The sequence below is a fragment of the Scytonema sp. PCC 10023 genome (genome assembly GCF_963920835.1).
Classification (GTDB): Bacteria; Cyanobacteriota; Cyanobacteriia; order Cyanobacteriales; family Nostocaceae; genus Kalymmatonema.
The window spans coordinates 1-23,071 of sequence record NZ_CAWUDP010000012.1 but is presented as its reverse complement, the minus strand read 5'-3'; the positions used below and the strand labels follow the sequence as shown (position 1 = coordinate 23,071).

Annotated in this window: 19 protein-coding genes and 2 pseudogenes; all 21 read left to right on the top strand. The window is 47.2% G+C overall.

What is annotated here, in order from left to right; genetic code table 11:
* Window positions 1-61: 61 nt before the first annotated feature.
* Window positions 62-1,219, top strand: a complete 1,158-nt coding sequence (locus ACM0OZ_RS09725) for a cupin domain-containing protein (RefSeq protein ID WP_414582592.1) — start codon at window positions 62-64, stop codon at window positions 1,217-1,219.
* Window positions 1,220-1,624: 405 nt separating this feature from the next.
* Window positions 1,625-2,644 carry a hypothetical protein gene (locus ACM0OZ_RS09720; RefSeq protein ID WP_414582591.1) on the top strand — a complete coding sequence of 340 codons (1,020 nt, stop codon included), beginning with the start codon at window positions 1,625-1,627 and terminating at the stop codon, window positions 2,642-2,644.
* Between the two features lie 180 nt (window positions 2,645-2,824).
* On the top strand, window positions 2,825-3,718 hold the full coding sequence (locus ACM0OZ_RS09715) for an NmrA/HSCARG family protein (RefSeq protein WP_414582590.1): 894 nt from the start codon (window positions 2,825-2,827) through the stop codon (window positions 3,716-3,718).
* Between the two features lie 429 nt (window positions 3,719-4,147).
* Window positions 4,148-4,321: a hypothetical protein gene (locus ACM0OZ_RS09710; RefSeq protein WP_414582589.1), complete on the top strand. Its 174-nt coding sequence runs from the start codon at window positions 4,148-4,150 to the stop codon at window positions 4,319-4,321.
* A gap of 122 nt (window positions 4,322-4,443) precedes the next feature.
* Window positions 4,444-5,199 (top strand): SDR family oxidoreductase, encoded by a 756-nt coding sequence (locus ACM0OZ_RS09705; RefSeq protein WP_414582588.1) that lies wholly within the window; start codon window positions 4,444-4,446, stop codon window positions 5,197-5,199.
* Window positions 5,200-5,251: 52 nt separating this feature from the next.
* Window positions 5,252-6,328: an MBL fold metallo-hydrolase gene (locus ACM0OZ_RS09700; RefSeq protein ID WP_414582587.1), complete on the top strand. Its 1,077-nt coding sequence runs from the start codon at window positions 5,252-5,254 to the stop codon at window positions 6,326-6,328.
* 456 nt (window positions 6,329-6,784) lie between these two features.
* A pseudogene (locus tag ACM0OZ_RS09695) lies at window positions 6,785-6,926 on the top strand (IS701 family transposase); the annotation flags it as partial.
* 126 nt (window positions 6,927-7,052) lie between these two features.
* Window positions 7,053-7,214 (top strand): hypothetical protein, encoded by a 162-nt coding sequence (locus ACM0OZ_RS09690; RefSeq protein ID WP_414582586.1) that lies wholly within the window; start codon window positions 7,053-7,055, stop codon window positions 7,212-7,214.
* A gap of 406 nt (window positions 7,215-7,620) precedes the next feature.
* Window positions 7,621-9,366, top strand: a complete 1,746-nt coding sequence (locus tag ACM0OZ_RS09685; RefSeq protein WP_414582680.1) for a multicopper oxidase family protein — start codon at window positions 7,621-7,623, stop codon at window positions 9,364-9,366.
* 444 nt (window positions 9,367-9,810) lie between these two features.
* The gene (locus tag ACM0OZ_RS09680) at window positions 9,811-10,905 is read left to right on the top strand and encodes a hypothetical protein (RefSeq protein WP_414582585.1); all 1,095 of its coding nucleotides are present in this window, start codon (window positions 9,811-9,813) and stop codon (window positions 10,903-10,905) included.
* Window positions 10,906-11,259: 354 nt separating this feature from the next.
* A complete protein-coding gene (locus tag ACM0OZ_RS09675) occupies window positions 11,260-12,486 on the top strand; it encodes an efflux RND transporter periplasmic adaptor subunit (RefSeq protein ID WP_414582584.1) in 1,227 nt (408 codons plus the stop codon).
* Between the two features lie 75 nt (window positions 12,487-12,561).
* Window positions 12,562-14,394: an efflux RND transporter permease subunit gene (locus ACM0OZ_RS09670; protein ID WP_414582583.1), complete on the top strand. Its 1,833-nt coding sequence runs from the start codon at window positions 12,562-12,564 to the stop codon at window positions 14,392-14,394.
* Window positions 14,395-14,538: 144 nt separating this feature from the next.
* Window positions 14,539-16,002 (top strand): efflux RND transporter permease subunit, encoded by a 1,464-nt coding sequence (locus ACM0OZ_RS09665; RefSeq protein WP_414582582.1) that lies wholly within the window; start codon window positions 14,539-14,541, stop codon window positions 16,000-16,002.
* Window positions 16,003-16,611: 609 nt separating this feature from the next.
* Entirely contained in the window at window positions 16,612-16,863 is a 252-nt protein-coding gene (locus ACM0OZ_RS09660) for a hypothetical protein (protein WP_414582581.1), read from the top strand.
* Window positions 16,864-17,371: 508 nt separating this feature from the next.
* Complete coding sequence (locus tag ACM0OZ_RS09655; RefSeq protein ID WP_414582580.1) at window positions 17,372-17,971, top strand: GUN4 domain-containing protein; 600 nt, start codon at window positions 17,372-17,374, stop codon at window positions 17,969-17,971.
* Window positions 17,972-18,106: 135 nt separating this feature from the next.
* Window positions 18,107-18,370, top strand: coding sequence for a hypothetical protein (locus ACM0OZ_RS09650; RefSeq protein ID WP_414582579.1), 264 nt, complete (start codon window positions 18,107-18,109; stop codon window positions 18,368-18,370).
* Window positions 18,363-19,004 carry an FAD-dependent oxidoreductase gene (locus tag ACM0OZ_RS09645; RefSeq protein WP_414582578.1) on the top strand — a complete coding sequence of 214 codons (642 nt, stop codon included), beginning with the start codon at window positions 18,363-18,365 and terminating at the stop codon, window positions 19,002-19,004. The genes ACM0OZ_RS09650 and ACM0OZ_RS09645 overlap by 8 nt, the downstream gene beginning before the upstream one ends.
* Window positions 19,005-19,118: 114 nt before the next feature.
* Window positions 19,119-20,465, top strand: a complete 1,347-nt coding sequence (locus ACM0OZ_RS09640; RefSeq protein WP_414582577.1) for a proton extrusion protein PcxA — start codon at window positions 19,119-19,121, stop codon at window positions 20,463-20,465.
* Window positions 20,466-20,555: 90 nt separating this feature from the next.
* Window positions 20,556-21,227: a carbonic anhydrase gene (locus ACM0OZ_RS09635; RefSeq protein WP_414582575.1), complete on the top strand. Its 672-nt coding sequence runs from the start codon at window positions 20,556-20,558 to the stop codon at window positions 21,225-21,227.
* 23 nt (window positions 21,228-21,250) lie between these two features.
* On the top strand, window positions 21,251-22,303 hold the full coding sequence (locus tag ACM0OZ_RS09630) for a bestrophin family protein (RefSeq protein WP_414582574.1): 1,053 nt from the start codon (window positions 21,251-21,253) through the stop codon (window positions 22,301-22,303).
* A 598-nt stretch (window positions 22,304-22,901) separates the two neighbouring features.
* Window positions 22,902-23,018: pseudogene (locus ACM0OZ_RS09625) on the top strand (DUF4277 domain-containing protein); the annotation flags it as partial.
* Between the last annotated feature and the right edge of the window lie 53 nt (window positions 23,019-23,071).

Here is a 23,071-nt window from a genome sequence, read left to right as displayed (position 1 = left end):
AAGGGAAAATAGAGAACTCCACGTGGATTTTTAGTTACAAGGAAACTTATCTATGGTTGCTGTGAAAAGGCTATCGATGGCGATTACTGGAGCAGTGATTTCCAGTTTCTGTTTGGGTCGGGAAGCCGCACAGGCCTTACATACGGTAGCTTTACCTTCAGAACTCCATGAACATTCACAAACCTATAAGGGAGCAATTCAGTCAAAAATTTATGAGGGAGCAATTCAGGATGTCCTAGTGGTGCCACCGGACGCAGCAGGTCGTCCGGCTTACTACGCGTCAGGCAACCTGTATACCTTTTTAGCAAGTGGCGAAGAAACCGGTGGGCAGTTTGCGCTATTGGATTTCTTGGTTTCACCGCTGCCGTCTACAGATGCCGTGCTTCCTGCACTGCACTTCCACACCCGGGAAGCTGAGTCGTTCTACATCCTGGAGGGGGATTTAACAGTCTTTATGGAATCGGAGGACAATAGTATGGTTGTACCCGCAGGGAGCTTTGTTTACCTTCCTAAAGGCAGACCCCACGCATTTACAAACAGGGGGACGACGCCGGTGAGGACGCTGTCACTCCTTACTCCTGCAGGATTCGAGGAAGTTTTTCAAGAAGTGGGAACTTTAGTGACGGACAAGTCTGTTCCGGTACCCGCCTTCACTAACGAAGATTTGGAAAAATATTTAGCAATTGCTCCCAAGTACGGTATATGCATAATCAGCAGCAGTTGTGAGGATGTTCTGCTAAATGCATTAAAAGGAGAAGAACTTCTGGATTTCTTCACAGTACCACCGGACGCATCAAATCGTGAGTCGATCTCGATAGGGGGTGGCCTGTATACCTCTTTAGCCACTACTGAAGAGACTGGCGGGGAGTTCGCGCTATTCAATGCTTTGCTTCCACCGCAGGCTAAGTTTGAATCACTGCCGATCAACACTCAACGCCAAGCGTTATATATCCTGGATGGGGAGTTGTCGCTCCAAGTAGAGGATCAAACAATGGTTGCGACCTCCGGAACATTTGTTTACCTTCCTGATGACGAACCATACGCATTTCAAAACCTTGGGACAACCCCAGTGAGGACGCTAGTGTTCGCTACCTCCCCGAAACCTATCCCCGAACCCTCTTCTAGATTGGGTTTATTAGGATTTGGTGCTTTCGTTGGTGCAACCTTAGTGCTGAAACGCAAAATAAAAACCACAAATCAGCCAATTTTTGAAACCTAAAGGGTAGAGTGTTAATTCAATACGGTTCGGATAAGATAATTGACCTACCTAAAATCTTTGTAGAGACGCGAAATTTGGCGTCTCTACATACCTGCAATCCTTACCAAAAATTTTAACCAAACAGTATTGGGTGTTGATTCTAGGGGCTAACCCAGGAGCTTTTTTCGTGCAGGATATATGTTATGGCAAAGACGAGGTCAACAAAGCATCGAAGGTGACGACCCAACCTCACAGCCACAAAAGTGGCATGAACTTTTTTCCGGAAAGTCCCTACAGAATCAACATTCTAGCTAGAGGAGCCAAACAACGTCGAGAGGGCCAGTCTTGGGTTGTTTCAGTGCCGTTAACTTAGCCGACCTGATCAACCGCATTCTATTAAACGACTTAGCCTGAGGATATTAAGTGATGCGAAACCTTTCCAAAAGTGGTTTTCTGCTGACAGTCGTTGCAGTACTAAGCCTGACTAGCTTGAAAGCCGAAGCAGCATTGCTTGTCGCTGGACGTGGTAATAAAAGTGTTCTGCGCTACGACGAGCAAACAGGTGCCTTCATTGATACTTTTATTCCTGCTGGTAGTGGTGGGCTCAAGGGACCTTCAAGCTTGGCCTTTGGACAAGACAACAACCTCTACGTCAGCGATTATTTCAATAGCAGTGTTCTACGCTACAATGGAGAAACAGGTGCCTTCATTGACGTTTTTGTTCCCTCTAGCAGTGGTGGAATTGCCAGCCCCGAAAGCATAGTCTTTGGACCAGACAACAACCTCTACGTCAGCGGTCTCGAAGGCAGCGGCGTTCGGCGCTACGACGGGAAGACAGGTGCCTTCATTGATGCTGTCGTTGCCGAAGTTCCCTCTACTGGGAATAAGCTAAGCTCCCCGAATTTTACCTTTGCACAAGATAACGACATCTACATCAGTGGTGTCCTTCCTAGTAGCGGTGTACTAGGCTACGATAACCAAACCGACACCACGGATGTCTTTATTCCTCCTAATAACGCGCCAGAAATTCCCGGAGGCTTGACCTTCGGGCCAGATAACAACCTCTACGTCAACGACTTCATTCCCAATGCTAGTATCCGTCGCTATGATGGAGAGACAGGTGCCTTCATTGATACTTTTGTTTCCGCTGGTAGCGGTGGGCTAAGCCAAGCCTCACGCTTGACCTTCAGACCAGACAACAACCTCTACGTCACTAGCTTCGGCAGCAACAGTGTCCTACGCTACAATGCACAGACAGGCGCTTTCATTGACGCTTTCGTTCCCTCTGGTAGTGGTGGGCTGCGCGACCCCATAGGCTTGGTTTTCACTCCGACCTCTGTCCCTGAACCCTCTTCTTGGTTGGGTATAATGGGGTTCGCTGCTTCCGTTGGTGTTAGTTTGGTGCTGAAAAGCAAACAGAAAAAACAGCAATCAGCCAATTTTTAGGAGGTTCTTGTTGCGCCATGGTTCTTATCGACCACCAGACCGGGATCGTATCAGCCAACCTACTGAACTAATGACGTTAAAGAACAACATTTGACGTTAAAGAACAACATTACTTGGTCTGCTCAAGGCTGCAAAAGCCTTCTTCATGACTAGATTAAAACCGTACGGAAGGAGAAAATTATGGATAGCTCACGATTCGCAGAACGCTTGATTCTAGTGACTGGGGCGACGGGCAATCAGGGGGGCGCAGTGGCACGCCACCTCCTCCACCGAGGCTTCCGAGTCCGCGCACTTACCCGTGATCTGGACAAGCCAGCAGCGCGGGCACTGACCGAGCAGGGTGCCGAGGTCGTGCAAGGTGACTTGGATGATCGTGCATCCCTCAAGCGCGCGCTTGAGGAGGCCTACGGGGTGTTCTCGGTGCAGAACTTCTTCCAGGCGGGATACGAGGGAGAAATTCGACAGGGCATCACGCTGGCGGACGCAGCTAAGTCGGCGGGTGTGCGGCACTTCGTGTACAGTTCGGTCGGCAGTGCCGACCGCAAGACAGGAATCCCACACTTTGAGAGCAAGTGGCAGATCGAGGAACACGTGCGCCAAATCGGCCTTCCCCACACCGTGTTCAGGCCAGTCGCCTTTTACTACAGCATAACTGGTCCAGATAACCGCAAGTCCGTCCTCGACGGCACTTGGGCCATGCCGCTTAGCCCCGATACACGGCTACAGATGCTGTCCGAAGAAGATTACGCCGTCTTCGTCGCTATGGCCCTGGAACACCCGGACCCATGGCTTGGGCGTACAATCGACGTAGCAAGCGACGAACTGACAATGCTTCAGATGGCTGAGACGTTCAGTCGCGTGATTGGGCGATCGGTGCGCTACGTCCAGACGCCGTGGAATGCGTTCCGTCAAGCCGCAGGCGAGGAGTTTACCACCATGGTGAGGTGGATGGAGGATGTGGGCTACGACGCCAACCTCGCGGCGCTACGAAAGGAGTACTCCAAGCTTACCACCCTTGAACAGTACCTCCGCAGCCATGGTTGGGAGAGCGTTGAGACTTCCGTAGTGAATTAACCCGGAGTGTTCACAATACTGTTCAGGTAAGGCAGACCTAACCTTCTTCAACCCCCCTTCCCTTGCGGGGAAAGGGGGAGCCAGACTCCCCTCTCTTCGTAGAAGAGGGGCTGGGGGAGAGGTTAACAGAACTGTATTGGAAATGGGCACTCGCGATCAGGTGGGCGCGTTCATAGCCTAGCTGCGATTTACTCCGTTCCCGGTGCCAAGATTACCTATCCCCCTCTCCCCTGCTTCCCCTCCTACCTCACAAGTATTGTTTAAGTGGGAAGGGAGTAAGTGGTTAGAGCGACAGCTTTATGCTTCAAGTATTGCAGTAGCAAATCAATAGATAATTTCAGCATTTCCACAGACGACTGAGTGCAAAAGCGTCTAACGGTGTGGTCAAGCTAAGTAGTGCCTCAAGCGTGTATTTTACCCAAGGAGCTTATGGTTAAATCTGTACTAGTTAGGGTAGACAACGACCCCCTAGTACTGCAAACCGTTGAGCGCAACTTATGCCACCAGTACGGCAGTCGCCTCCGGGTACTGGAAGCGACTGCCGTACTGGCTTTGGGAACGCTGCAACAGGTAAAATTGTGCAACGAGCCAATCAATTTATAGAACGACTAGTCAAACCAAGGTAGTGGTTCTTTTCATTCCACACAGCAAGCGCGGATATTGAGGGTTACGAAACGATGCACATAATGCAACAGAACCACAAACAGTACCAAGGAGATGACTCGATGAAAAAGTTGGCAGCGAAAATAGCTTTGATCACTGGTGGAAGTTCCGGCATCGGTCGGGCCACCGCGGTAGCCTTTGCCGAGCAAGGTGCCACGGTCATCATCGCCGGTCGGCGGGTCGAAGAAGGCTCAGAGACTGTGCGTCTGGTCAAACAAGCTGGCGGTGACGGTCTGTTCGTCAAGACCGACGTTACCAAGGTTACCGACATCAACGTGTTAGTCAACAAGACCGTCGAGACCTATGGTCGCCTCGATTACGCTTTCAACAACGCCGGAGTTGAAGGCACGATAGCCCCAATCACCGAACAAACCGAGGAGGATTTTGAACAGGTGTTCGGCAGCAACGTCAAAGGGGTTTGGCTGTGCATGAAATATGAGATCGAGCAGATGCTCAAACAGGGAGGCGGTGCCATTGTCAACATGGCCTCGGTCGCGGGGTTCGTTGGTTCTCCCAACATGTCTATTTACAGTGCCAGCAAACATGCCGTGCTGGGACTGACCAAAGCGGCCGCGCTCGAAGTCGCCAAGTCCGGCATTCGCGTCAACGCAGTCAGCCCAGGTGGGGTTGAAACCGACATGCAGGAGCGCATTACAGGCGGCGATGAAGGAGCCAAAGCGCAAACCGCCGCGATGCACCCTATCGGGCGCATTGCCAGACCGGAGGAAATTGCCGCTGCCGTGGTGTGGCTCTGCTCGGACGCGGCGTCGTTCGTCACCGGTCAGTCCCTGAATGTGGACGGCGGCGCGACCGTGTAGTAGCCGAGGTTGCCGCCGCGCCCATCGACGTTTTCCGGGAAAGAAAGAGACTATGAAAGAAGAACAGTTCAACATCCACTCGCAGTTTTCCGTTCAGAAGTTGTCGCGGCGTCAAGTGCTTAGACGACTCGGCGGTCTTGGTCTAGTGATCGCAGGCGGCGGGGTGAGCGTGGGTCTGTCCTCTGTAACCAAGGCAGCAACCAGTACGCCAACAGGTGCGACCGAGATTTATCGCTTCAAGGTGGGAAACTTCGACTGTGTGGCCATTGACGACGGCTACAGCATTCTCCCCGCCAGCTTTTACGCCGCCAACGCGCCAATAGAACAGGTTGAGCAGTTGCTCAGCGCCAACGGACTGCCATCGGATCAAGTCACCAACCGATCAATCTGCTTAGTCATTGACACTGGTAAGAACGTGGTGCTGGTAGACACGGGCTTCGGCTCCATCGTTGTGCCCGGTTTCGCTGGACCCACTGGGGGCAAGCTACAACAGAACTTGCAGGCTGCGGGGATCAGGCGCGAGGACATCGACACGGTCATGATCACGCACGCGCACCCAGACCATATTGGGGGAGTACTCGACGACACAGGCAAGCTGGCCTTCCCCAACGCCCGCTACGTCTTTTGGCGAACCGAGTGGGACTTCTGGACCTCGGAGCCAAGTCTGTCGGAACTGGGGACGGGCGACGCTGCCGAGGCTAATAAGGAGTTCTTTCTCACAAACGTGCGCAAGAGACTCCCGTCGCTTCGAGGTCACCTCAGGCTCCTCCACCGTGAGGTAGAGGTCGTGCCCGGTATCCGGGCTATCGCGGCACCTGGGCACACTCCGGGACACATGGCGATCGCTGTGTCCTCGGGCAGCGAGCGGTTGCTGCACGTGGGCGACGCGCCAGGTCACTACATCCTTTCCCTGGAGCATCCCGACTGGTATCTGGGCGTCGATCTAGACCCTCAACAGGCCCTTAGAACTAGACGCCAGCTTTTCGACCAAGCCGCTACCGACCGCTCTATGGTGTTCGCCTACCACTTCCCCTTTCCGGGCTTGGGGTACGTTACTAAAAGCACGACAGAGGACAAGTGGGAGTGGGAGGCACTGGGCTACTCAGTTCCCGGAAGTTTAAGCAGATAAATTCTTTTAGCTAAGTGTGATTTCCAGGGCTAACATAACCTACTACACGAGGGTTTTTAGTTGCCATAGCTGTTGTTGGGTTAGGTGTGCACTAAATGCATACCTTGAAACGGGTATACCACTCATCAGTAATGTGTGCTATTGTTCTTTTCCCATGCCAGCACCACTAACCAAGATGGTGAAAATCCCTCGTGTTTTGTTGGAACGCTTAATTGATACTTTGGGCTACGCCGCTTAAATGGATAAAGTCGAGCTAAGGCACAAGCAGGCTTTTAACAATCGAAAGAATCCAAACTTGCTCTGAAAAATTAACCCTTGCGGTGGTTTTTTGCTCTCCCTAAACTTAACTTTAGTACCCAAATAAAAATCATAGGACTCACGCATTGACAAAGAAAATAAAACATGTAACAACCCAGGATAAGCAATAAGCAATAGCATTCAATTTCCCAATGAACTGAATGCTATCACCGAGCGGTGAAGCAAGTATGTGGAATTTCGCGGTTTAGGGTAAGAACAAGCAAGAGCTATTAAAAGTCACATTTTTTGTTCAATCCAAGCATTTACCCAGTTAGAGTTGATGCGAGTTGAGGAACTGATTTAAATTATCAAGCTATAAAGATGAGAGCAACTTCATGAAATCATCTAGAGTAAGTAGTCAAGGTAAGAGCAGTAAGAAAGTCTATAAAATTCCTACGACAGAGGGAACAAGCAATCAGTCCTATAGGTGGTAAGTGCTTGGGCTAGTCAGGATTGTTTTGTCTTGAAACCAGTGAAAGTTGCCGATAAATTGAATGAAATCACAGCAATTCCTGCGCTACTAGATTTACTTGACCTTACAGGATGCATCATTACAATTGATGCAATGGGTACACAAACTGCTTTTTAAGGCTCAAATTTATAACGCATTCGTCAAATTACGTCCTAGCACTTAAAGCCAACTATCCTACACTCTATAAACAGATGAAAATCTTGGGTTTGAGCAAGCTCAAACCCAAGATCTCGAGGGTACTGAGATTAGCTATAATGAACAGTTGAAAAGGCTCATCATCGCGTGGAAAAGTGTCAGGTATAATGCGATGAATAATCGTTACATGCTCACGATTCTTGCTGCTTGTTTATCCCAACATAATTATGCATCTTTATCCGCTTGCCAATAGCATTTGAGATGCGCTTACCTTAAAGAATATGGGTTGCTATTGCAACCTAGTAAAAAGACTTAGTTTCTGCTACAACAAAATCAAAGAAGTTTGTGCAAGATCGTCTTAACATATACACCTAAAAAGAAAATAGCAATGTTAAAAAGAAGGCAATTTATAACGGCAGGTGTAGGGTGTGGAGCCGTATTTCTTGCTTCTGCAATACTTAAGGCAAAGAGAACTAATGCAGAATCGCCGCAGATCGCAAAATTTACCGAGCCTCTGCCTACCCCGTTTGCGGGTTCGCCACCTAGCACCTTGACGATAGCACCAGGTTTACACTCATTCCACAGCAGCCTAGAGCCAGGTCCCACATGGGGCTACGGCGGTTTTCCAATCCTCGGTCCTACTATTGAGGTCACCAGAGGCACGCCACTGAGCATCAAGGTGGTGAATAACCTTGGAACTCACCCACTGCTGGCGGCGGTTGATACCGAGTTACATGGTGTGAAGGAGTCCGACAAAACTAGCCCTCGGGTATCGTTACACCTGCACGGCAGCAACACCGAACCACAAAGCGACGGTTACCCGATAGACACGTTCATGCCGGGACAGTCCCAAGTTTACAACTTCAGTAACGATCAGGAAGCAGCGACGCTGTGGTATCACGACCACGCCCTTGGTATCACTGGCTTGAACGTGTTGACCGGGCTTGCTGGGTTATACCTAATCAGAGACATTGACGATCCCGCTGGTGGCGATGGACCGCTCGGTTTACCCGCTGGGGCTCCTTATGAGGTGCCGCTCGTACTGCAAGACCGGATACTCAACCCCGATGGTTCCATCTTCCACCCTCCTCAGGGAAAGCCCCCCGATTGGTTAGCGGAGTATGTCGCCCCCATCGCCACCATCAACGGCAAGGCGTGGCCGAACCTCAATGTCGATCGCACCCTGTACCGATTCCGGATCGTCAACGGCTCAAGCGCCCGATTCTACAACCTCAAACTCTCGTCGAAGCAGCCAATTATTCAAATCGGTACCGACCAAGGGATGCTCAATGCTCCAGTGTCACTATCCAGTCTGCTGCTCTCTCCCGGTGAGCGGGCTGACGTGCTGATTGACTTCTCCAATAGTCTGCAGGGAGACAAGATCGTCTTGGAAAACGACGCTGTTTCGCCATATCCGTTTGGTAGGAGCAACGCCTTTATAATTAATCCCGAACTGCCCGAACTCATGCAGTTCACGGTGAAAGCGGGCGCTGCCACTCCTAAGGCAGTTCCTAAGACACTGCGATTACATAAACCACTCATAAAGCCAATTGCTACTCCACCGATACGGCAGCGATTCCTGACGCTGGTGGAGATTGACGACCCAACCGGGCGACCGCTTGTGCTGCTGCTCAACAACGTCTACTGGGATGAGGCGCTTCAAAACCCGGAATTTATGGAGCGACCAAAGGTGGACACCGTGGAGCAGTGGAACATTATCAACCTTCAGCCGGTCGCCCACCCGATGCACCTGCACCTGGTTCCGTTCCAGATCCTCAACCGACAAAAGATCGATACAGTCAAGTACTGGAAGGCATACCTTGCTACTGGTCAGCGCGAGGTAATCATAGAACACGCAGTTGGTGGGATGACGGTACCAACTGGCTACCCGCCGCCAGACCCCACCCCCTTTGCCAGCGGTCCGGCGCGATCGCCAGCGCCTTTCGAGACTGGGTGGAAGGATACGGTGCTCGTCAACCCAGGCGAGGTCGTTCGCCTTATCGTGCCGTTCGGTGCCCAAGCAGCGGAGAACCTGCCCTTCGGTAACTCGTTCACCGGACTCTACGTATGGCACTGCCACATGCTTGGACATGAGGACAACGAGATGATGCTGCCCTATGAGGTAGTATCGTAGTCCCCAATACGGTTCAGTTAATTTCAGTAGACCGAAAAGTTTTAGAATGTGACGAAAAAATGCGGCTTTCAGCCGACGTTTTTGGAACTGGCAAGAGCGATCACAAGCGATCGCAGGAGAGCCAATCTACAACTCTATAACTCGAAAAGCAGATTCTACCGGAATTTTGGCTGATTGTATACACTCGCTCAAATCAACGGCTGGTAAGTCTTTGGAAAAGTTTTCGGTCTACTGAATTTCTCCCGCCACCCCTCTCATACAATGATAGAGGCAAGCAGAGGGAGCAGGAGGAGTTTTTCTTCCCCAGCTAAGCCTGCCTCCCTTGCTGATCCGTACCGTATTGCTATAGCCCCTACCAAAAGTAGCTCAGCACAACAAATGACCAGCTAAGTTGGTAGGCAGAACAGAACTTCTGCAAATAGTATTTATTCCCAGCTAACTCTCATGAAAGTACTTTCCTTTCCGCTCGCTTTTCCCGTTGAAGCTCAACCTGTTTCTGTAGTAGTTGAAAGTGAAAATAATCACTCTTTTGATACCAGACAATTCCTCCTATCTGCTACCAATACTGTAGATGGACAAATTTACCCCGGAAACGTTGACTCTTACACCTTTCCAGGTCTTAATGCTGGAGAATTATTTAACGTCCAGGTAAATTCAAACACAGTGGATCCGCTTCTGGGGTTACTTGATGATTCTGGTAAACCTCAACTGATAAACGATGACAGATCTGACTTGAGTATTTTACCCGAACTAACTGGAATAGTACCAACAAGTGGCAAGCTGACTTTTGGAGTGTCTGGCTTGAGGGATATCAATCTTACAGGTGAACACTTTGAATCTGGTTCCTATACACTGTCATTGAAGACATTTCCTCTCCCCAAACCCTCTACTAACGCAACGCTCATCAACGGTAGCTTTGAAACAAGTGATTTTATTGCATGGACAACACTAGGCGAAAACACTATCGAAACGTCAGCCTTCGGCAGTAGTCCAACTCAGGGAACTTTCCAAGCTTTACTGTCAACAGGGGGTGTCTCATTTGCTAACCCAATTATAGAACAATTCTTAGGGTTAAAAGCTGAAAGCCTAGATAATCTTGTGCCCTTTCCAATAGATCCCCCTCCAACTCTTGTCTTCACCGAACAACCCGCTCAAGGTTCTGCTATTCAACAAACATTTACAGCGGAGGCTGGAGACATTTTGGCTTTTGATTGGAATTTCTTCACGAATGAGTTACCAACCGCTTTGGGTCCTTCTTTATCAGATTTCTCTTTCGTCTCAATTAGTTCCCCGTTAGACTCAATTAGCTACTTAGAAGAACTGGCTGATGTTACCACCTTCCCATCATTAGTAACTTCACCGACACAGTTTTTGAGAGAAACTGGTTTTCACACTTTTTCCTTCACGATACCGACAACCGGAACATACACTTTGGGACTCGGAGTTACAAATAAGTTTGATAACTTTACCGATTCTGGATTATTGGTTGACAATGTTACACTCACCTCCGTCACCGAATCCACTTCTGTGTTAGCTTGAGCCTACAAAAGTCCAACACTAAGCATGACCAAAAGAATACAAACTTGCTCCGAAAGATAGACCCTAGCGCCGTTGCACCTGCGCTCTCTAAACTTAATCATTGATATTCCAGTAATCAAACAAAAAGCGAGCTGAGTTGATGATTCGTTTTTAGGAGAAACACACTCAAAAACGCGCACGAGGTGCGGATTTTCGGCAAAGCCTACGTACTTAGAGGGCTTTGGCGATCGGGAAAATGATTCTAGAAAACCTTGCAAGCCACCGTCACCTGTATAAAACACATGACTGTCTTCATTGCAATGTATAAGTCCATAAGTCCTAGTAAACTTAAAGTTTGTCTTTATATCATTTTAAATGTTAAAAGTCAATAATTTACTCATAATAAAGTTGCTAGGTATAGCTTTTCTAGCCTCTTTCCTGACCAGCGCTTGCAAAGGAGGTGAAACTTCCGCTAAGGCGATTGCAGCGCCTGCGATTCCTGTAAAGTTGCAGGCGCTAAAATCCAGCCAATTTATAAACAGTTCTGAGTTTGTGGGATCACTAGAAGCCACAAAGAGAGTTGACCTAAAGCCGGAGATCGAGGGTCGGATTACTGAGATTCGCGTTTCAAATGGAGATCGCGTTAGTAAGGGGACACCGATTGCACAACTTCGTTCCGATCAAACTCAAGCTCAATACGCAAGTGCTATTGCCAGAGCCAACTCTACTAGGGCAGCTAGCGAAACTGCCCAGGCGAGGCTCCGAGCCGCACGCGCAGACCAGGTCAGAGCTGCGTCGGAAGTAGAACTCCAGAAAGTACAGTTCCAGCGAACTGAGCGACTTGTCAATGAAGGGGTACAGCCTAGGCAGGAATTGGACATTGCCCGGAGAAACCTGAATACAGGGGTTGCCTCCCTTCGCGCCGCCGAGGAACAGGTAGGAGCTGCAAGATCGAGTTTAAATCAGGCGAATGCCGACCTCAAGCAGGCTCAGGCAGAGGCAGCTGCTGCAAATGTCTCTCTCCAGTACAAACAGGTGGTTGCCCCCATCACAGGTGTAATTGGCGACTTCTCAGTCAAGATCGGAGACTACGTTAACACTGGTCAAACTCTAACCAGCATTACCGAAAATGAGTCTCTAGAACTGCGGATTTCGGTTCCCATAAACCGTTCATCACAACTGCGACCGGGACTGTCGGTCGAGCTAGTTGACCCCAATACAAATAAGCGCCTAGCCACAGGCAGTATCAACTTTATCTCCCCTCAGGTAAACTCTGGCAACCAGGCTATCTTAACTAAGGCACGCTTTCCTAACCAAAATAACAGCTTACGCGATCAGCAATTTGTCAAAGCAAAAGTTATTTGGAGCAAAAGTCCGGGGATTTTGATCCCCACGGTGGCAGTGTCTACCATCGGTGAGCAGAACTTTGTCTTTGTAGCGCAGAAAGGGCAAAAACCAGTTGTTCGGCAAACACCTGTTCAACTGGGAAACATCCAAGGTCAGAGTTACCAGGTGCTCAATGGGGTCAAGCCAGGAGAAGAGATTGCTGTAACGCAAATTCTTAACTTGAAAAACGGCACTCCCATTAAGCCTGAATCCTAAATAATTAGGTCTCTACTTAGGCTTGCGGCAATAGCTCTCTTACTACCCCGAACGATTAACACGATCTCCTGAACTATGCTGCTAAGTATTGCTGACACTTTCATCAAGCGACCAGTCTTAACTACAGTTTGCACTGTACTTATTCTTTTGATAGGAGGAATTGCCACGCCTCTGCTTCCCCTGGATAAGCTACCGGAAATGGCACTGAAGCAGGTCACTGTAACTGCGAACTATCTCGGTACCGATGCCAAAACAGCGGAAGAAAACGTCACCACCGTGCTCGAGCGGCAAATCAACGGCACGGAGCAGGTCGTGTACATGTCCTCTCAGACGACAAATAATGGTGACACAACCATTAACGTCTCCTTCCCGACGGAGATGGACAGAAATACTGCCCAAGTTCTCGTCCAAAATAATGTGGCGATCGCTCAATCTAATCTACCCGAGGAAGTCAGCCGAACTGGTGTTATTACCCAAAAACAGTCCCCGACCATTACCCTAGCTTACGCCTTCTATCCCGAAAAGGATAATAACGGTAAATTTATATACGATAACGTATTTATCAGCAACTACGTTGACCGACAAGTCCTCGATGAGATCAAACGGATCGAGGGCGTGGGTTCCGCCACAATTGTTGGGGAACGTAAATATGCCATGCGTATTTGGCTCGACCCCAATGCCCTCGCCGCTAGGAATTTGACGGCTCAGGATGTGATCAATGCTATCTCAGAACAGAATATCCAGGTAGGAGCAGGGAGAATTGGTCAGCAGCCCACCCCATCCGAGCAGCAGTATGAAATTGCCCTGCGAGCCAACGGTCGATTTACCACTCCCGCAGAAGCTGAAGACATCGTGGTGAAAGTGGGTGAGAATAACACGCTGACCAGGGTTAAAGATGTCGGTCGAGCAGAAGTGGGGGCGCAAGACTACAGCACCATTAATCTGTTTGATGGCTTACCATCAGTCATTCTTTTATCCTACCAACTTCCCGGCACTAATGCCTGGAATACAGCCAAATTGATCAAAGCCAAAATGGCTGAGCTAGAAGCGAATTTTCCTCCAGGATTGAAAACGGCAGTCGCTTTAGACAACACTTTGTTCGTGGCAGCTTCTCTCGACGAAGCTTTCAAAACCCTGATGGAGGCGATCGCTCTGGTGTTCTTAGTGATCTTCATCTTCTTGCAAGACTGGCGCACCACCATCATTCCTGCTATTGCCATTCCCGTTTCATTAATTGGGGCGATGGCGTGTGCCTACGCGTTGGGATTTACCCTCAATCAGTTAACCCTGTTTGGCATTATCTTAGCAACAGGTTTGGTGGTGGATGATGGAATTGTGGTGGTGGAGGCGATCGCAGCCAAGCTCTCTCAGGGGATGAGACCACTTCAGGCAGCCCTAGATGCTATGGAGGAACTGACAGGGGCAGTCATCGCCACGTCAGTTGTACTCATGGCGGTATTTATCCCCGTTACCTTCTTTCCAGGCACCACAGGAATCGTCTACAAGCAATTCGCCCTAATCATCGTTTTCTCCATCGCTATTTCCACCTTCAACGCTCTGAGCTTCTCCCCCAGTATGTCAGCCATCATCATGCGGCGGCAGCAGGAAGTGCACGGTCCGTTGGGCTGGTTTTTTCGTTGGTTTAATCGGATTTTCGACTGGTTCAAGGCGCTATACGTCAAGACAGTGAAATTTCTGATCAGGATTCGGCTGCTCGTCATTCCAGTTTTTGTCGCGGGTTTGGTAGCGACGGGCTGGATCTACCAAATAACTCCCCAGGGCTTTATCCCTGAGGAGGATCAGGGCTATTTGTTTGCGATTGTCGAAGCCCCAGCGGGAGTTTCCCTGAACTACACCTTCGATCTGGTCAACTCAGATCTTGCACCAATAAAAATTGATTTAATTTAATTACTCCGTATTAAATTAAAAGCCTTAATTTAGCGATAAAAACCGATAAAAATCAGGTAGCCTTATCGCGCATCTTTTTAGCTTATACGGTTTTTTACGGTTAGGTGCAAGATCTGAGTCAAGCGGATTACTGAGGAAGTGGCGTTGCCGATTCCCGAAGTTGAGCATGTTAATGGTCTCGTTGGCTTTGGGTTTGAGGGGAATGGCAGCAACAAAGCAATCTTGTTCGTCAAGCTCAAAGACTGGGAAGAGCGCCCTGATGGCGATAAGTCAGTCTTTGGGATTGTACAACAGCTCAACCAGAGGTTGCGAGAAAAAATCCCAGAAGCCAGGGCATTCGCGGTGAATGCACCGCCAGTGGATGGATTAGGTAGTACAGGTGGCTTTGAGTTCTATGTCCAAAACAAACAAGCTCTTCCCATTACAGCGCTAATTGACAATACGCAAAAGGTGATAGAGGCAGCCCAGAAGCGACCGGAATTGGCGGGTGTCTTTACCCAATTCACCTTCAATACCCCGATGATGCAGCTTTCCATCGACCGCAACCAAGCCAAGGCGCAGAACATCCAGATCAATGATATTTTCAGTACCTTGCAGACCTACCTAGGCGCAAGCTTTGTCAACCAATACGTTCTCGGTGGACGACTTTATCGGGTATATGCTCAGGCAGAAGGGACGGTGCGATCCAATCCTGAGGATATTGGTCGCTTGTATGTGCGCTCCCAAAATGGCAATCTAGTCCAACTGAACACTGTAGTGCAAGTAGAAAAATTTAGCTATCCTCTTATTGTAACTCACTACAACGTCTACCCAGCGATCAAAATCCAAGGGGCTCCAGCGCCAGGCTACAGTACAGCACAAGCCATGAAAGCTATGTCAGAGGTTGCCGACAAAGTGTTGCCACCCGGATTTGGCTACGCTTGGACAGGGACTGCTTTCCAGGAGCAATCCTCTGGCGGTGCAGCGCCAATCATTTTTGGCTTAGCTTTTGTCATAGTCTTTCTGGTGCTGGCAGCTCAGTACGAAAGCTACGTTGACCCCACCATCATCATGCTCACGGTACCCCTAGCAATCTTGGGCGCTCTTGGTGCGATTATGTTTCGGGCAAATGTTTTCCAAGCTGGTGGGGTTTGGCCAGTGCTTAACGATAACATCTATGCCCAGGTAGCTTTGGTCATGCTAATTGGTTTGGCGAGCAAGAACGCGATTCTGATTGTGGAATTTGCCAACCAATCGGTGGAGATAGGCATGAGCATTACCCAGGCGGCGGTTCGAGCCGCCGAGGAACGCTTACGACCGATTCTGATGACTGCCTTTGCCGGTCTGGTCGGTTTCTGGCCCTTGGTGATTGCTAAAGGAGCTGGGACAATGAGTCGTTGGTCTCTAGGGACAGCACTCTTTGGCGGCTACCTCATTTCGACTATCTTGAGTCTGTTTTTAGTGCCAGTTCTGTACGTCGTGATTAAGAACCTAGAAGAGCGTTTCTTGAAACCGGGCAAGCCTGGTAAGTCAGGCTTGCCTGAGCAGCCTGAGCAGCCTCAGGTTCAAGAGGAGAAGGAGCAGGCCATCTCCAGATTTAATTCTTCTCAAAATGGTAAAATGCCTTGAGAAGACAGAAAGAAGAAGGCAGAGGGCAGAAGGTAATCCCCATAAATAAATTTAGGGGATTCAATAAGGACGCCGTATTTCTTGCGCTGTGCATCTCGAAATACATCTATCTTTTTTCTTTTTTTCATCGATTTGGGGGCTTTAAACCCTGTGGTAGAAGGCAAAATATATTTTCTTCCTTTTTCCTTCTGCCTCCTGCCCTCTGCGTTTCTTCGGTAAAGAGAACCCTGTAGTAACTGTTTCTACTACTAATAGTACTTGAAGGAAGTTCTGGTAGTTCTTAAGAAAGTATACTAGGAGCTTACACTCATGTCGTCAGGGGGGAGTGTACTCCACTAAGCCACACACAGGTTATGTGCAAAACCTGGGCTATTCTTTTCGGATGCAGACAGAATAATCGCCCTCTAAGTTTACCTAAGAGTTGCCATAGCCCCAGAAAGCTTATGCCATAACAGCACACAAGAAGTTCAACGTCTGTTTATAGAGGTAACAGAAATGTTTAGCAAATGGAATTTCGACGATTGGATTAACCACGTCTTGTTTGGTGTCACTATTGTGTATTTGTTTTACTCTTTCTTCTTGCACCACTAGTCCTAATCTAGGGAAACCATGAACATTAGGCTAATTATCTTCTCAGGGATTATGACTGCTCTTATCGGCGCGGTTATAGGTTTAGCTGCCACCAAGATGGGTCAACGTAACTTTAATCAACTTGAATACGAAGGTCAGTACTACCAAAACTTACATAAAAAATATGCCTTGATTGGTGCATGTCTAGGATTCACTCTGGGCGTTGGGCAAGAATGCATCCGAGAACTGAAGGCTGAAAGAAATAGAGATATAGGGCAGCAAGACAAGTAGAAATCAATTAGCTTCTTGCCCAGACTACTCCAAATTACTCAACCACGTCATCTTCTATTTATTTGATTTGTCCAAAATGCCGCTTAAACTTAAATACAGCTTACTTTGCTTACTGGTTGTAGCCATTGCCACGCTTACCACGACTTATTGGCACTTAGCCATGACCGGGATAACAACATTTTTATTAGCTTACTTCTCGAAAGGCATAAGGCGCTATCGCTAGGGCTTTAACGTGCTCAGCGTCATTACACATACTGTTGATATTTTACACCTCCCACGACCAAAAGAATAGAAACTTGCAAAAGAAAGATTAACCCTAGCGTCCTTGCAGCTGCACTCTTTAAAATTAATCATGCATAATTTCAATGCGTAAGTCCTAGTATTCCAACTCATACTGAAGTCGCCCCTGCATTGGAAAAGCCTATGAACAGTTTGTGCATAAGGTGATAACAACAGCAGGTATGTTTGTTTCAGGAGTAGCCATCCACTTTTCCTTATGAGGAACCCAATGTCTAATGAAGTGCATGAATCTGAAATCATTACTGGTTCAGCCGGGCTAGAAGTGCAGCTACAGCAATTCAATCAGCTTTTATCAAGCCTCACCGAGCGAGTTGCTCGGTCGGAGGAGAATCTCATACTAGTTGCAGACGTCTACAAATACAAAAAGCTGCGAGATTTGTTAGCGGCAGGGGACTTGCGAGAAGCGGACTGGGAAACCATTTGGGTAATCCTAGCGATAACAGGACAGCCAGATGTGGAATCTATCACCCCTGAGGACATGAAGCGGTTTCCTTGTGATGAACTTCGCGTGATTGACAGCGTCTGGACAATCTATAGCAAGGGTCGCTTTGGCTTCAGCGTGCAGATGCAGATTTATCAAAGTGTGGGTGGTTCTCTCGGTACCACCATCTCTCAAGATAATTCAGTTATTGAACAATTCGGCGATCGCGTAGGCTGGCGCGTGGACGGCAAATGGCAAAAGTGTGATGACCTAGACTACACCCTTGCTGCTCCGATAGGCTGTCATCCTTCGCAATGGTGGAATTCCCCCTTTGGTTCAAAAATGACGAACTATTTCTTCAATCGACTGCTCATGTGTGGTCTTTAAGTCGGCAAAACGGTCATAAGTCAGAATTTCTTACATGGAAGAAAATATATTATCCCTCCTTTTATGGGGACTGAAGGGATCTTGCGATCAGCACAACCCGCGAACCAGTCGTCTCAAAATCAAGGTTTACGACTTATGAATGACTCCACTAACCCAACTTTAATTCTAGGTGGTGGCTTTACTGGGCTGTTTACTGCCCTGCATCTGCGCCATCAACCCTGCTCTGTGCTGACCATCCTCATCGACAAAGAAGAGCGTTTTATCTTTAAGCCCTTGCTCTACGAGTTCCTCAGCCGATTTGCTGCCTTACTGGTACACCCAATTGGGAGGCAACTCTCAAGAAATTCGGGTGGTGCTGCTCAATCGGAGCAAAGAGATCCTGCAAGGGGACATGAATAGTCACCTTCGCGAAACCGCCCAGACTGCCCTTGAAAAGCGCACTGTGCCAATTGAGTTGTTGATGGAAAACGACGTAACAGCCGCTCAAGCTAACTTTGTAGAGTTCAAGCGTCACAGCCAGCCTGAGGTGCTCCCAGCTGCGACAATCGTCTGGACGGCTAATACTGCAACTCATCCTCTAATTAAAGCCCTGCCCGTAACTGAGGAGTACCGGGACAAACACGGTCGGCTACAGGTCACCCCAATGTTACAACTGCCCGACTTTGCAGAAGTGTTTGCAGGCGGAGATTGTGCGGTGGATATGGAAAATCCCCTGCCTGCCACAGCACAAGTTGCCTATCAGCAAGGAGCCATAATTGCCCGTAACCTAAAGGCCATTTCGGAAGGTCGCTCGTTAAGTCCCGCTCACATTCGTTTGCGCGGGACACTCCTCAAACTGGGATTGGCAGAGAGTGCCGCTGAAATATTTGATCGCTTTGAAGTCAAGGGCAAACTTGGTCACCTGATCCGCGTAGCCACCTATTTAGAGTTATTACCGACTCCAGTTCATGATTTTAAAGCTACTACTGAATGGCTGACCGATGAGGTCTTCCACCTCATAAAGCCTATTAAAAGGGTTCAATCGTTTCATTAACGGGGTGACTCTAGCTCTCGGCAGGTCGGTACTTTAAACACCTTTATCAAAGCAGCACGTAACAGAGCTATCTTTGCTTCAAAAATCGCAACCCTAAGCTGAAAAACGCCTGCTATGAAGAAATCTATGTTGATGCAGCAAATTAAATCCTACTTACTCACTCTTAAGCAGTGGTATTTAGAAACACCAGAGCGATCGCTAGACGAAGCGTACAAAACGGCCTTACTGATTAAGGCGATGGAAGACAAAAATTTCAATGGTAAGAAAATAGCGGCTGAATCCGCCAGTTACGGAGACAGCGTTATAACTTATTTTCAGTCAGAACTTAAAAAATACTTAAAAACTACCCGGATGAGACTGGCAGAATTTGAGGCGAGTCGTTCAGTGGTTAGTACTTTTCATCAAAAAATTCCCCAAATAGTAAAACATAATACCACAAATTATGCCAAAGATTCCTTGGCTATTCAACTAAGAAATAACCCAGACTTGATTTTAGAGAAGTTAAGATTTATTGATTCGGTTCTAGCAAAGTACAGAGCTTATGAAGAACCTTCATTTTCTTTATTTACAGATGCTCAAGTTATCCAAACTGAGCCTAATATAACCGTTGTGAATCAGTCAAAAACACCGATTGATAAATTAGATAAGAAAGAGGTGAATAAGGCTGAAGAAACGAGTGTAGTACCAAGATCTATTTTAAGTACACTCAATCGTATAAGATCTGAATGCGATCCAAAATCAGAGCAAGAACTTGTCAAAAAATTTCGCATTTCTCGAAGAAAAACCTTGATATCCATCAGGTTTATTATCATGCTGATTATAGTACCTCTTTTAACTTATTATTTATCAAAGCAATTAATAGTAGAACCAATTATTAACAAATTTATAATTACCGAGGAGACAACGGTATTCCTAAATCATGAAATGGAAGAAAAAGCGCTTGTAGAAATGCAAAGGTTTGAAGAAAAAATCAAGTTTGAAAACTTCATGGTTTCGTCGGCCGAAATTTCTCCAGAAAAAATAGAAAACCAGATGAGAGAGAAAGTACGTGAGATTGCTCAGGAATTTCGAGTTGAAAGTTCCAATGCGATCAAAAATATTTTTGCAGATTTACTGTCTGTGGGTGCTTTTAGCTGGCTCATCATTGTTAGCAAGCGAGAAATTGCGGTGTTAAAGGATTTTATCGATCAGATCGTGTACGGACTCAGTGATAGTGCAAAGGCGTTTATTATTATTTTGTTTACTGATATGTTTGTAGGGTTCCACTCACCCCATGGCTGGGAAGTTATTCTAGAAGGCGTATTGCGACATTTCGGTCTACCAGAGAATCACAACTTTATTTCTTTATTTATTGCAACAATTCCAGTGATTTTAGATAGCATATTCAAATATTGGATCTTCCGTTACTTGAATCGAATCTCGCCTTCAGCCGTCGCCACCTACCGCAATATGAATGAATAGTTTTGAGTTTTGAATACTAAATGCTATTGCCCACTAATGTAGCAGACAAATAAAGTAAATGTATTTTTCTGTATTGGGAGGAATTGATAAATGTCAATGAAGGGAATAATTAGAGGTTTAAGTGAGTTTCATAAAAACTATTTCTGCTCACATCAGGAGTTGTTCGCACGGCTTTCTCAGAGCCAAACGCCTGAAGTGCTCTTCATCACCTGTTCCGACTCCCGGATTGACCCGAATCTGCTAACTCAAACCCAGCCGGGTGAACTGTTCATCATTCGCAATGTTGGTAATATCATTCCAACCTATGGAACAATCAATAGCGGTGAAGGTGCAGCCATCGAATATGCTGTTCATACTTTGGGGGTCAAGGATATTATTATCTGCGGCCATTCCCACTGCGGAGCCATGAAGGGACTGTTGCAGTTGGGCAATCTTGTTGAAGAAATGCCTTTGGTTTACGAATGGTTAAAGCATCATGCAGAGGGTACTCGCCGCCTTGTTCAGGAGAACTACAAGGAGTACTCTGGTGAGGAACTTTTAAACGTCACAATTGAGGAGAACATCCTGACCCAGGTACAAAACCTGGAGACCTACCCAATCATCCGCTCCAAACTTCACAGTGGCCAACTTTACCTTCACGCCTGGGTTTATGAGATTGAGACTGGAAAAGTTTTCGCTTACAACGCTAGCCTTGGCAAATTTGTACCTCTTGAGGATCTGTTTCCTGTTCCTAACCCTCTAGCCGCGATGCACCCAAGATAATGGAAGTATTGGAGTTCTAATAGATGAGCCGCTCAAATGCTACTAATGCACTGCAACGGTGCAAACAGTTTCTCAGCAAGGCAAAGAATTCGTTTAGAGGAAAGTATCACCTCTACAGTGGCGAACAACTGCATTGGGTTCAAGTAGTTTTACGACTTGAAAGTTCAGTTATTTCAGTCATTCTTCCCTGGGTAATCTTTTGTGGTATATATGGTTTTTTAGTATCATTACTCTACTATTTTGGGTTTTCCATAGCATTCGCCTCTGGGAATCGTGTCCTTACCAATGCTGTCTTGAGTTTCAATGTTGGCTTGACTTTGTTATTGGTTTTCCGGACGAATACAGCTCATGAGCGATTTTGGGAAGGCCGTAAACTATGGGGAGCTTTAGTCAATACAGTCCGTAATTTGAGTCGTGGGATTTACATAGTAGTTAAAGAGCAATCACCGAAGGATAGAGTAGAAAAAGAGGCAATACTTCGGCTAGTAGTTACTTTTGCGATCGCAATGAAGTTACATCTAAGGTCAGAGCCTTTGGACGAGCAGTTAGAGTCATTAATGTCCTCTCTTCAGTATTCCAAGCTCCAAGAAACAAATCATTCCCCACTACAAATTGCTTTCTGGATTGGGGATTATTTGCAGCATCAGCATGACCGTAATTGTCTAAATATCTATCAGCTGACCGCCTTACATAAGTTGCTGGATGATATGGTAGATATTTTGGGTGGTTGCGAACGCATTTTGAAAACACCACTGCCCTTGATATATGCTATTAAACTTAGGCAATTGGTGGTAATTTATTGCCTAATATTGCCTCTTGAACTAGTCAGTGGTTTAACTTGGTGGACAGGCATAATAATGGCTTTTGTGAGTTTTACATTATTGAGTATTGAACAAATTGGCTCTGAAATCGAAGAACCTTTTGGGCACGATCCAAATGATCTACCCTTGAATGTGATTTGCAACACAATGCTACGCAATGTTGAAGAGTTAATCAGGCTTGCTCCTAGCAACACTCGTGACTGGCAACTCTCAGCCCCACACATCATAAACAACCCCCAGCAACTAGGCTCCTAACAATCAAAAGAATCCAATTTTACTCCGAAAGATTAACCCTTGTGACCGTGTTTTGACAAAACGATATTTTTTTATGACTACCAACAACTGTACGTTCGCTCATTTTGTCAGGGTGAGAGGAATTAATGCCTTACTGTCCAAGGAAAAAACCATTATCTGGATCTGATGGTGGTCATGCCGTGTAATACTTAGGAAAGGACAAATGAGATTAACGGTGTATTACGCGGTACGAGGGAAATCAAATCTACCGTGTAATACATGCAAGCACAGAGAATTTACAAAAAAAAAGACTGTGATAGCACAAGCTTTCGGTGTAATACACGGTTAGGGCTGATATTGAAATGGGACATTCAATTCTGTGTATTCTTGTCAATTCGTGCTGATTTTACAGGGATAAGGCGTAATTATGTCGAGTATTGCACTGCATCTACCTGATAAAGGGACTCAGGCATGTTCATTAAGGAAAGAATTTGTTTTTGCAGCATGGACAGGGGAGTGATGAAAATAGTAGAATCAGGTAGCAGATAACCCACATTCCGCAGGTGCGATCGTAAATACTGTATTTTTGAAAATGACCTAAATGCTGTATTTTAGAAGCATGACAGCATCACCACTAGATATTAGGGTACAAGATATTGACCACTGCGGCATAGTCGCTGGCATATGTGATGAGATAAACCTAGTAGAACAAATCAATCGGCTGTTGGGAACTCACTCCTAAGAAACACATTCGGTAGCAGCAGATTGAGCAACTAAATCAAAGCCCAA

Excerpts from the sequence above, each read along its gene's own strand:
- ACM0OZ_RS09720 (WP_414582591.1), top strand. The coding sequence starts at position 1,625 with ATGCGAAACCTTTCCAAAAGTGGTTTTCTGCTGACAGTCGTTGCAGTA.
- ACM0OZ_RS09715 (WP_414582590.1), top strand. The coding sequence starts at position 2,825 with ATGGATAGCTCACGATTCGCAGAACGCTTGATTCTAGTGACTGGGGCG.
- ACM0OZ_RS09710 (WP_414582589.1), top strand. The coding sequence starts at position 4,148 with ATGGTTAAATCTGTACTAGTTAGGGTAGACAACGACCCCCTAGTACTG.
- ACM0OZ_RS09705 (WP_414582588.1), top strand. The coding sequence starts at position 4,444 with ATGAAAAAGTTGGCAGCGAAAATAGCTTTGATCACTGGTGGAAGTTCC.
- ACM0OZ_RS09700 (WP_414582587.1), top strand. The coding sequence starts at position 5,252 with ATGAAAGAAGAACAGTTCAACATCCACTCGCAGTTTTCCGTTCAGAAG.
- ACM0OZ_RS09685 (WP_414582680.1), top strand. The coding sequence starts at position 7,621 with ATGTTAAAAAGAAGGCAATTTATAACGGCAGGTGTAGGGTGTGGAGCC.
- ACM0OZ_RS09680 (WP_414582585.1), top strand. The coding sequence starts at position 9,811 with ATGAAAGTACTTTCCTTTCCGCTCGCTTTTCCCGTTGAAGCTCAACCT.
- ACM0OZ_RS09675 (WP_414582584.1), top strand. The coding sequence starts at position 11,260 with ATGTTAAAAGTCAATAATTTACTCATAATAAAGTTGCTAGGTATAGCT.
- ACM0OZ_RS09670 (WP_414582583.1), top strand. The coding sequence starts at position 12,562 with ATGCTGCTAAGTATTGCTGACACTTTCATCAAGCGACCAGTCTTAACT.
- ACM0OZ_RS09660 (WP_414582581.1), top strand. The coding sequence starts at position 16,612 with ATGAACATTAGGCTAATTATCTTCTCAGGGATTATGACTGCTCTTATC.
- ACM0OZ_RS09655 (WP_414582580.1), top strand. The coding sequence starts at position 17,372 with ATGTCTAATGAAGTGCATGAATCTGAAATCATTACTGGTTCAGCCGGG.
- ACM0OZ_RS09650 (WP_414582579.1), top strand. The coding sequence starts at position 18,107 with ATGAATGACTCCACTAACCCAACTTTAATTCTAGGTGGTGGCTTTACT.
- ACM0OZ_RS09645 (WP_414582578.1), top strand. The coding sequence starts at position 18,363 with ATGAATAGTCACCTTCGCGAAACCGCCCAGACTGCCCTTGAAAAGCGC.
- ACM0OZ_RS09640 (WP_414582577.1), top strand. The coding sequence starts at position 19,119 with ATGAAGAAATCTATGTTGATGCAGCAAATTAAATCCTACTTACTCACT.
- ACM0OZ_RS09635 (WP_414582575.1), top strand. The coding sequence starts at position 20,556 with ATGTCAATGAAGGGAATAATTAGAGGTTTAAGTGAGTTTCATAAAAAC.
- ACM0OZ_RS09630 (WP_414582574.1), top strand. The coding sequence starts at position 21,251 with ATGAGCCGCTCAAATGCTACTAATGCACTGCAACGGTGCAAACAGTTT.